Origin of the sequence: Allocoleopsis sp. (assembly GCF_036703385.1) — a bacterium.
Lineage (GTDB): Bacteria > Cyanobacteriota > Cyanobacteriia > Cyanobacteriales > Coleofasciculaceae > Allocoleopsis.
This window is the reverse complement of sequence record NZ_DATNPA010000217.1, coordinates 1-8551: the sequence shown is the minus strand read 5'-3', so window position 1 is coordinate 8551 and position 8551 is coordinate 1. Positions and strand designations below refer to the sequence as shown.

7 protein-coding genes are annotated in these 8551 nt (G+C 48.1%); 3 read left to right on the top strand and 4 right to left on the bottom strand.

Features of this window, described 5'->3' with window-relative positions; all coding sequences use genetic code 11:
• Positions 1–2673 (top strand): hypothetical protein (locus V6C93_RS10675; RefSeq protein WP_333476638.1); only part of this gene is annotated, 2673 nt, incomplete at its 5' end.
• A gap of 144 nt (positions 2674–2817) precedes the next feature.
• Here V6C93_RS10675 and V6C93_RS10670 read toward each other — a convergent pair.
• Complete coding sequence (locus V6C93_RS10670; RefSeq protein WP_333476637.1) at positions 2818–3837, bottom strand: tRNA-dihydrouridine synthase family protein; 1020 nt, start codon at positions 3835–3837, stop codon at positions 2818–2820.
• Positions 3838–3877: 40 nt separating this feature from the next.
• Between V6C93_RS10670 and V6C93_RS10665 the strand changes: the two genes are divergently transcribed.
• Positions 3878–4003 (top strand): hypothetical protein, encoded by a 126-nt coding sequence (locus V6C93_RS10665; protein WP_333476636.1) that lies wholly within the window; start codon positions 3878–3880, stop codon positions 4001–4003.
• On the opposite strand, the gene V6C93_RS10660 is transcribed toward V6C93_RS10665, so the two are convergent.
• From V6C93_RS10660 to V6C93_RS10650, 3 genes are all read right to left on the bottom strand, one after another.
• The gene (locus tag V6C93_RS10660) at positions 3992–4795 is read right to left on the bottom strand and encodes an HIRAN domain-containing protein (RefSeq protein ID WP_333476635.1); all 804 of its coding nucleotides are present in this window, start codon (positions 4793–4795) and stop codon (positions 3992–3994) included. The two genes, V6C93_RS10665 and V6C93_RS10660, sit on opposite strands and share 12 nt — an antisense overlap.
• A complete protein-coding gene (locus V6C93_RS10655) occupies positions 4792–5700 on the bottom strand; it encodes a hypothetical protein (protein WP_333476634.1) in 909 nt (302 codons plus the stop codon). Before V6C93_RS10655 ends, V6C93_RS10660 begins: the two co-directional genes overlap by 4 nt.
• Positions 5701–6049: 349 nt before the next feature.
• A complete protein-coding gene (locus V6C93_RS10650; RefSeq protein WP_333476633.1) occupies positions 6050–6745 on the bottom strand; it encodes a hypothetical protein in 696 nt (231 codons plus the stop codon).
• Positions 6746–7000: 255 nt separating this feature from the next.
• Between V6C93_RS10650 and V6C93_RS10645 the strand changes: the two genes are divergently transcribed.
• The coding region (locus V6C93_RS10645) for a DNA cytosine methyltransferase (protein WP_333476632.1) at positions 7001–8551 on the top strand (1551 nt) is incomplete at its 3' end.

Here is an 8551-nt window from a genome sequence, read left to right as displayed (position 1 = left end):
ACACTAAAAGCATACCTCGATACCGTATCAGCCGAACTAGGGACACGGCAGCTTACCCTCTATCCCGATGCGGGTGCCATCAGTAACAGCCATGTGATGCGACAATATCGACGGCTTAAAGAGCTGGTTACTCGCTGGGACTACACACTCAAGGTAGCCTGGTGGAACCAAATTGACAAAAATGCCGATTTAGACGCCGACGAACTGCTGGCAGCGGGCAGGGGAGAGGAGATTGAAGAAATTACTTGGGCTGAATTCGAGCAGATCGCCCATAACCCTAATCGAATTTACCAGGAAATCGTCAATCTTTTTCAGAAGACAAAATCATTCATCCAGCGTCGCGTTATTGGCTTTGGCAAAGTTCCGCAACGCCAGGGGCTGCAATCGTCACAAAAATCCACTTCGGTTAACCGACACGAACCAGTTCAACCCAAGACTCCCTTCCCTCCATCAGGTACTCTAAGCTATGTTCCCGGTCAGCTACCGACACCACTTGAGTATCAGGACATGGATTGTCCCAGGATAATTTTCCATCAGGGGCAGCGCCTGCAACTCTGGCAAGAAGCCGTAGCTAAAGGTTGGAAGCATATCTTAGATAAGTCAGCACCAGGGCTGGGTAAATCGCACGCCGCAGGGATTGCTTTACCGGATGCCTTTGCAGTGGAGAAGCTGTGGTATTTTGCTCTAGACCACAGGAATCCCACTACTGGCGTCATTGAGCAGAACTACACGGATTTGCCCGTGCGAAATGCTGGCATGAAGATTGACCGTACCCGTCAAACGCCACTAGGGAAGAACGTTGTAGTATGGCCCAAGCCAGGGGAGGAACCGGACACCCAAGGGAACTGCCATAGAGCGCCGTTGTTTGCACTGATGCGAGACAACAATATCAAAGGCGCTGAGAATTCGCAAGAGTCGCCTATCTGTGCTGGCTGCAAGCAGAACAATCTTTGTAAGGGTTCATCTGGAGCGGGGTACGGATTCAGGAACCAACGCAAAAATGCGCTAAAATCATCTCGCAACCGCGCTCACCCCGACTCAGCACCGACGCCGATTGAGTTCCCTTACGAGAAAAACGGGGCGTTCTGGGATGAAGCTGGGACGCTGATTCAGCCGATGGAAAGCGTCACGGCTACGCTTGCCGATTTTGAACGGGTGATGGGGGAACTGGAACGCAAAGCACCGGAGTTACATTCGTTGCTTAAACCGCTGGCGCTGGCACTCACACCGCTGTTTAACCAACAACTGAAGCCTCCCTCTCGGTATGGCTTTGATGATGCGGCTATCCGGGCGCTGCTACCCGAAAAGCCAGAAAACCTGACACAGATTATCCAGCAGTTAGAGACAATTTTACAGCCCGACTTCGACTTCATCCATCAACCCGATCGCATTGATTTTGATAAAAGTATTTCTCGCCCGATGCGTCGGCTGGTGCGAGAGTATTTTGCTAAAGACGTTTATCGGGAAGCGGCAACCGGACTGGAAAATGTTCTCTTGAACTGGTTCGTACCATTCCTTAGAGTGTGGAATGGCTTTCCTGGAGCGCTGCGGTGCGAGTTCGGTCGCTTAACCATTTTCAGCAGAAGCACTCGTCACACCGATGTGATTAAGTCATTGAAGTTTAACATCTATCTCGACGGTACGATATCAACAGAACGGTTGGGGCTGCTTGTGGGTATCGCTCCAGAAGAAATCCTGGTGATTGAACAATGGTATCCCGTTCGCCACAATCTCAGGATTGTTCAAATCACTGGGATGGGCAAATTGGGCAAAGAGCGGTCTAATGGACTGAAAATACGGGTGCAAGCGCTCAGGACTGAGTTATTGCGGCGTCACCCTGATATTGCTTTTGGCGATTGGAAAGCTCAAGCGGATGAAGGGGACGGGCAATGGTTTGTCAATCTGCGCGGCTCTAATGAATTTCAGAATCGCTCTGCCCTGGCTGTATTTGGCATCCCCTACCAGAACATTGGTTATCTGCAAGCGCTCTATCAGACGCTTACAGGCTGTTATGCCTCGCTTAATGAGGAATTCCCCCTAGAAAGCTTACAGCGCTTTATAGATGCTCATGTAGAGGCAGATATAGAGCAAGCGATGGAGAGGTTGCGATCGCTTATCCGCCCTTCTGAGCAACTGGCATTCTACTTTGTGGGTGACTATGACTTGAGTTTTTTGGGTATGCCTGTTGAGCAGGTAGAGGCTTTTCTGATTACTCCTGAAGCGGGTACTGCTCTTCAAATCACCCGTTGGAAAATTCAGGAGGCTTTTGGGCAGCTAACCGTAAGCGGGGAGAAAATCACCCAACAGAAACTGGCGCTTGAAGCTGACATCACTCAAGGGAGATTGAGCCAGATTGCGGCTGAGTTTGGGGGTTGGGGAGTCCTCAGAAAAATATTAGCAGCACTATTAGATGGCTTGAATAGCGTAACTAATAATTTTTCGGGTTTGTCTGAGGAAGAAAGATGGCTAGCCCAAACTTACTTACCGTTGGTTGTTAATGAGGCACTCTCTGAAATTGGAATGGCTGTGAAAGCTTACGGGATTAAAGGCTTTTTGAGGATTCTTCAGTCTTCTCCCCTTCTAACTCAAATTCGACTCTTGAGCCGGATAGTTGAGGTGATGCCGGAGGAAGTGCGACAGGAATTGAGGGCGGTAGTTATGGGGTGTTCTTGAAGCTATTCGACGTACAGCGCTTGAGATAAGGTAACGCGCATCTTTACCTTGCATATTGTTAGGTTGTCGGGAAAACCATCAATTCCTTTCCCTGTTCCCCGTCACGCTGTCTGTCTCAACTACTAGGTAAGAATTGAACGGTAGCTAGACGCTCAAGGAGGGTGCTAGGGCTAAAGTTTTCGTCAAATCAGCAAGGAAAATGCGATCACAGAGGTTAAGCAGTTCTATCTCGGTCTGCGTCTGTCGCATCAGCCGCAGGAAATCTCCTTCAGCGTCAACATTTAGGGCAATGTAGTTGAGGAACATTTTGAGATAGCCTACGCGCGATCGCACTGGCATAGTTGCTGCGGTGGGGGTTTGCCATAAACGATCAATATAGTTGCGTACCTCTACTAAAGGAACGGGCGTGATCGTCTCTCCTCGCCAAGCCTGCCGAATTTGATTAAAAATCCAAGGATTCCCGACCGCCCAACGTCCTACCATCACTCCCGCCGCGCCCGTTTGAGAAAGCACTTCTTTTGCCATTGTCGCTGAGTGGATATTGCCATTGGCAAGCACTGGACAATGAACCCGTTTGACCGCAGAGGCAATCAAATCATATTTCACTGGCCCGTGGTACATATCTTTCACCGTGCGACCATGCAAAGAGAGCAAATCAATGCTGTGGCGATTAATTAGATCTAGGATGTCGTAAAAGGTCTCTGTATTTTCAAAGCCTACACGCATCTTGACAGTCAAAGGTCGATCATTGACGGCTTGCCGCAGTTCTCCCAAAATCCGATCCACTTTATCGGGGAAAAGTAGCAATCCACCTCCAACATTTTTGCGATAGATTCTAGGTGCTGGACAGCCCATGTTCAAGTCAACTCCAGCGATATTATAGTTGCAGAGTTCCTTTGCTGTTCTTACTAAGTCTGGAATGCTTTCGCCAATCATTTGAGCAAAAATGGGGCGACCCGTGTTGTTTTCGGTGATGGCTGCCAGAATGTTACGATTGAGCCGTGAGGTATCATTCACGCGGAAGTACTCGGTGAAGAAGTAGTCAGAACTGCCATAATGGGCAATGACCTTCATAAACCAGTGGTTTGTCACATCCTGCATGGGCGCAAGAGCGGTGAGGGGTAGGTCGGGATGGAGCGATGGGGGGAGCGATACCTGGGACATAGAGATTCCATCGTTCGACAAAGCATTACTGTATCAAACAATGGTTACTGAAGCATTGGCTCTAAGCCATGTTGAGTTTCAACTAGCGGATGCCGAAGCACTCCAAACTGAACAGGGAATTTGGGATGACCTCACCACTTTGTATGCTCCAGAATTAATCATATGAGCGATCGCCAACGCTTGTAGCCAAGCCAATCGCCTTATCTTCCTCCATCAACGGCTGATACTGCTCCTGAGCAAATGGCATATATCCCTCAAAGCCTGAATAGGTCATCTCACACAGTAACCGAGACTTGAGCGGTGAAGGAGGCAAATTTACCTTTGCTACTTTCACCTCTACCAATTTCGGATCGCGCATCAAAATATCAAACACATTTGCTACTAAGTAGCGAGGACAATACCCCAGGATATGGTGATCTTCCGTGTTCAGCGTTAAAGCTTTAGTGTCATGACGATTATGAAACTCGTGAGCTAACCACAGAGGTTCGCCCACCTCTAGTTGCTCCATACGTCGCACGGAACACTCTGGTAAATACCGCAGACCATGCGCCACGAAAAAAAGGTGGTATTGCCCATTATTATCAGGCTGGGGGGAAGGGAAAACCTTAAAATTATCTGTTTGTCGCTCTCCCTCAGTGCGTCCCAAAAACTCCATCAAATCAAGATTCTGGGTTGATAAATTGAACCGACTTAGGTAACTCTGGTAATCTGGACGCGATCGCGGCATAACCCGGTTGGCAAAAAACGCAAACAACTCCGTCGAACGGTAAACTCGATTCCACTCAGGAAAAGACATTAGAGGTTCAAACCCACATTCCTGTTGTGCCTGCTTTGCCCCTTTGATATAAACAAAAGTGTAAACTTCCCCATCAAACGTCAATCGACCCACCGGGAACCACAACCGACTTTGATAATCTTGCCAAGCTAAAAATAAGGTTTTTAGGGGAGTAGCGTTCATGAATTTGAGAGAGATAGTAATCGTTCTTTATTAGTGAGCAAAATTTTGAAAGCAAAGTTGGCTGCCGCCTCTGAGAGGCGACCCGCTGGGAATGCTTGTAAAATCAAGTCTATCTGTTGCTCGGAAATTTGCTCAAGACGACTGAGCCACTCCTGACCCGCTTGAGGATATTGTCTAACGGCATATTCAAATAGTTCCAATACCTTCAGGGGTTTTCTGTCCTCTGAGTTTAGGTAAAAAGCTGACCGACATCGATTTACGTAAGACTCCACAGGCTGCTTCTGACGTTTGGCATCAGAAAGTTCACGACCCAGACAAGAGGCGTGATCGTAAGTCGGGGCTAGATAAATGCTTGATTGAAAGTTTTGACGATGTATAAATCCCCAATTTTCGTGATGGCGATCGCCATTACCAATCCATGCATCTAACAGTAAGTAACCGACAAACAAGTCTCTAGCATCTGTAAAACTATGAGGCACTTTCCAAATAGGGGGGAAACCAACAGAATTTTCTTGGATTGCCTCCATAACAAACCCTATTGTGTGTTGATAGACTTTATACTTAGCCAAAGTCGGATAGTTGGGATTCATGCCACTGAGGACTTCATTACCATGCACTAAAGTTTCACTCTTCCCTAAAAAATTGACTCCAATAACCCCTCTGTCACCATCCGCCGTTTCTGCCAACTCATACCGAGCTGAGGGTAAATCTAGAAGCTGACACAACTCAAAGGCAATTTTTTCTGACCAATCTTCTCCTGTATCTGGGCGAATATATTTGAACAAACAATGACCCAATTGAGGATGGTCAAACCAAAATTTTACTCTTGTCCCCATCACTTCTTCTTGAGCCTGACTCATTTGTTCGCTTGTTAGACGAATGACTTCATACTGATTTGCTGTCACCTACAAAGCTCTATTTTTTCTAATTCTCTCAAAACATATCTAGTACGAATCGGGAACAGACGCAAATGCTTGATTACCTAAGACGACCGAGGCGGCAATAATAGATAAACCTGGTGATTTCAGCTTGAACATTGTGGGATAATATTACGCTTCTTCATCCAGTCTGCCCACTCTCCCAGAAGATGTTTTGCGATCGCTGGCTCTGAGAGCGTGTTGCTTTCCTTGATTATGGGAGCCGATTCTAGCGGAATGAATTAATTCTTTGACGAGCAGCGAGAAATGGCGGAATTTTTCACGGCTCGTTGCAATGTCCTTTAGGAGGGGATGCGATCGCTCCCGCGCTTCTTAGTTAGTCGGCTTCAGTGGCGGTTGAGGTAATCTTCCAGAGTTCTGTCACAACATGAAGACCTAAATGTTCTTCAAACTCTGCAACCAACGGCAAGGGAAGCAGCAAATGGTTGCCCTGCTCTTCAATCAGGTTTAGACCAGGTGCCACCAGAGGAATCAAGGTGCCAAGGAGCTGGCCCTTCGACGAACCAGAGAGCTCGACTGTCTGCCACCGGATGAATAGCTTTCCACCGAGTACCTCAATAATCTCGCTCACGCGAAGAAACTGCGAACTATCCAGAGACCGGAGCGACTTGGAAATCGAGCTGTGGATGCTCTGATAACCTGATTTTACGCCGCGACGGATGGATACGGCAGAGGCGATTTGAGAAACTCTTATTCCAACCGCCAAACCCTGCACAATCTGTCTGAGTTGTTCTGGCGATTTTATATAAAGCACTGGTTTTCCCGGCCAAGCCACTGCGAACTCTCCCCCTAAAGCCGTAACGATGTCAAAAACCATCGGCAATTTAGAGCGTTCTATGGCATGAAGAGCGTCTGTCACTGCCTTTTGCAGGCTGCGGTAGTTTGTCTCACCACGCAGATAGCAGATGAGTTTCGTCACCCCGTAAGCAGACAAACCGTAGGAGTGCATTCGCTGCTCAATACAGCTAGTAACAGGGGTTGGCTCAGTCAAGAAGCCAGCAGAAGTAGACATTGCCTAAGCAGACTCTCATAAAGAGGGCATTTTGAAAGCTCCAAGGTGAAAGAACAACAGGCACACATCGCTAGAGCGAACGACTTGAGAGACTCGCACTCAAGCGCCACGCCAGCGAACAATGTGCTGCTCTTCACGTTCAGAGTTTGACACTTCTGATCATTGCATACAGCCCAAACTTTCTTGGAGATAAGAATGTAACGCATTAACTTAAAGTGTTAAAATCTTAAAAAGAGGAAAAAGGAGTTTGACGACTTGAGAGGGGTTAGCCAGGTTAGTTACAAAGAAGTTGAGAATTTCTCTTTTCCCCGACTCTCAACCAAAGCCCTGACGGTTGCCTGCATCGCGGGAGGTGGTGGCGGTGGCGCAATGGGAGCACTTCTAGCTGGCATCACTCCAATTTGGTCGATTGACTTTGACCCCAACAAGCCCGAACTAAGCTTTGCCTTAGCCGATAGCTACGAACAAAATTTCAACTGTCCTGTTATTCGTCAAACGGTTCAAGAAGTAGCAGCTAAGGGATTTGCTGACTTACCTCGCCCTGACTTTCTCCTAATTACCCTTTCGTGTTCGCATTTTGCTGCCTGCCGCAGTTCTGGAGTCGCCGAGGACGAAGGCGACATCAACGCCGCTATAGCTTCTGGACAAGCAATTAGAGAGTTGCAACCCGACGGGGTGGTGATAGAGAACGTACCCTTGTGGAAAGGGAGTGAGTCCTACTCGATTCTGACTCATACGTTAGAGTGCAGCGGGTATGAGTATACGGTTGAAGTGCTCAAGGCTTCTGACTATGGAGTGCCACAAGAGAGAGAACGTCTGATTATTCGTGCCTTGAAAGGTGCCCGCGTGCCACCGATGAGAGTACGCCCAGGCACTCCGGCACCTTCTTGGTATGAGGCGATCGCAGATTTAATTGGGGACTTACCGCAGTGCGATTTGCTACCTGACCAAAAAAAAGTAGTAGAAGCCTTAGACACTGGAGAAGCAATGCTTGTTGAGCGCACTGGCTACCGCAACTCTAAGCCCAAAGTCCGCCTTGCTTCCCAACCCTGTTTCACGATTAAAGCTGCCATTGGGACAGACGGGAAACGCAGTAATCGCAACAAGTGCCTCAACATTGTACTCCCAGGTGGAGATGTGCGAAGGTTAACCCCCCGTGCGATCGCGAGACTTCAATCCTTTCCCGATGACTATAAGCTTCCCAATCAGATGAAGGATGCTGGACCTCTGCTTGGTTTAGCTATACCGCCATTGTTGGCGAAAAGTATTTTCGAGAGCTTTCGGGGTGCTGTGATGGAAATGAAGTCAGACTTAAAAACTCTCCAGTTTCCAGCAGCCCGGACTAAAATTAACCGGACGCATCTAGAAATTGAAGAGGGTGGGGAAGAGTTGGTGAAGGAGGAAGATGGAGAAGGTTTTTCTCCCCAATCTCCCAGCCTTCGGCTCGCTACGCTAACAACTCCCTTACCTTTTTGTGAATCCTTACCTTCCCTATCTCATCAATGCGCCCCAGTCGATCCAGAACTAGAGTCCTTAATTCCCCCGCTATCTGAGAAGCAGTATAAGGCTTTAGAAGCTAGCATCTTGAGTGAAGGATGTCGAGACCCGATTGTTTTCTGGAAAGAGAAAGGAATCATTATCGATGGCCATCACCGCTTTTCGATTTGCCGCCGCAATAGTCTAGAGTATCCTGTGATCGAACTGTCCTTTCCTGACAAAGAAGCCGTTAAGGCTTGGATAGCAGAGAATCAGCTACTGCTGCGCCGCAACGCCAACGACCCAACCACCTGGTATCTTAGAGGGGTT

Bases quoted from the DNA above. Each gene is read 5' to 3' on its own strand.
- V6C93_RS10650 (WP_333476633.1), bottom strand. From the start codon at position 6,745: ATGTCTACTTCTGCTGGCTTCTTGACTGAGCCAACCCCTGTTACTAGC.
- V6C93_RS10660 (WP_333476635.1), bottom strand. From the start codon at position 4,795: ATGAACGCTACTCCCCTAAAAACCTTATTTTTAGCTTGGCAAGATTAT.
- V6C93_RS10665 (WP_333476636.1), top strand. From the start codon at position 3,878: ATGGTTACTGAAGCATTGGCTCTAAGCCATGTTGAGTTTCAACTAGCG.
- V6C93_RS10670 (WP_333476637.1), bottom strand. From the start codon at position 3,837: ATGTCCCAGGTATCGCTCCCCCCATCGCTCCATCCCGACCTACCCCTC.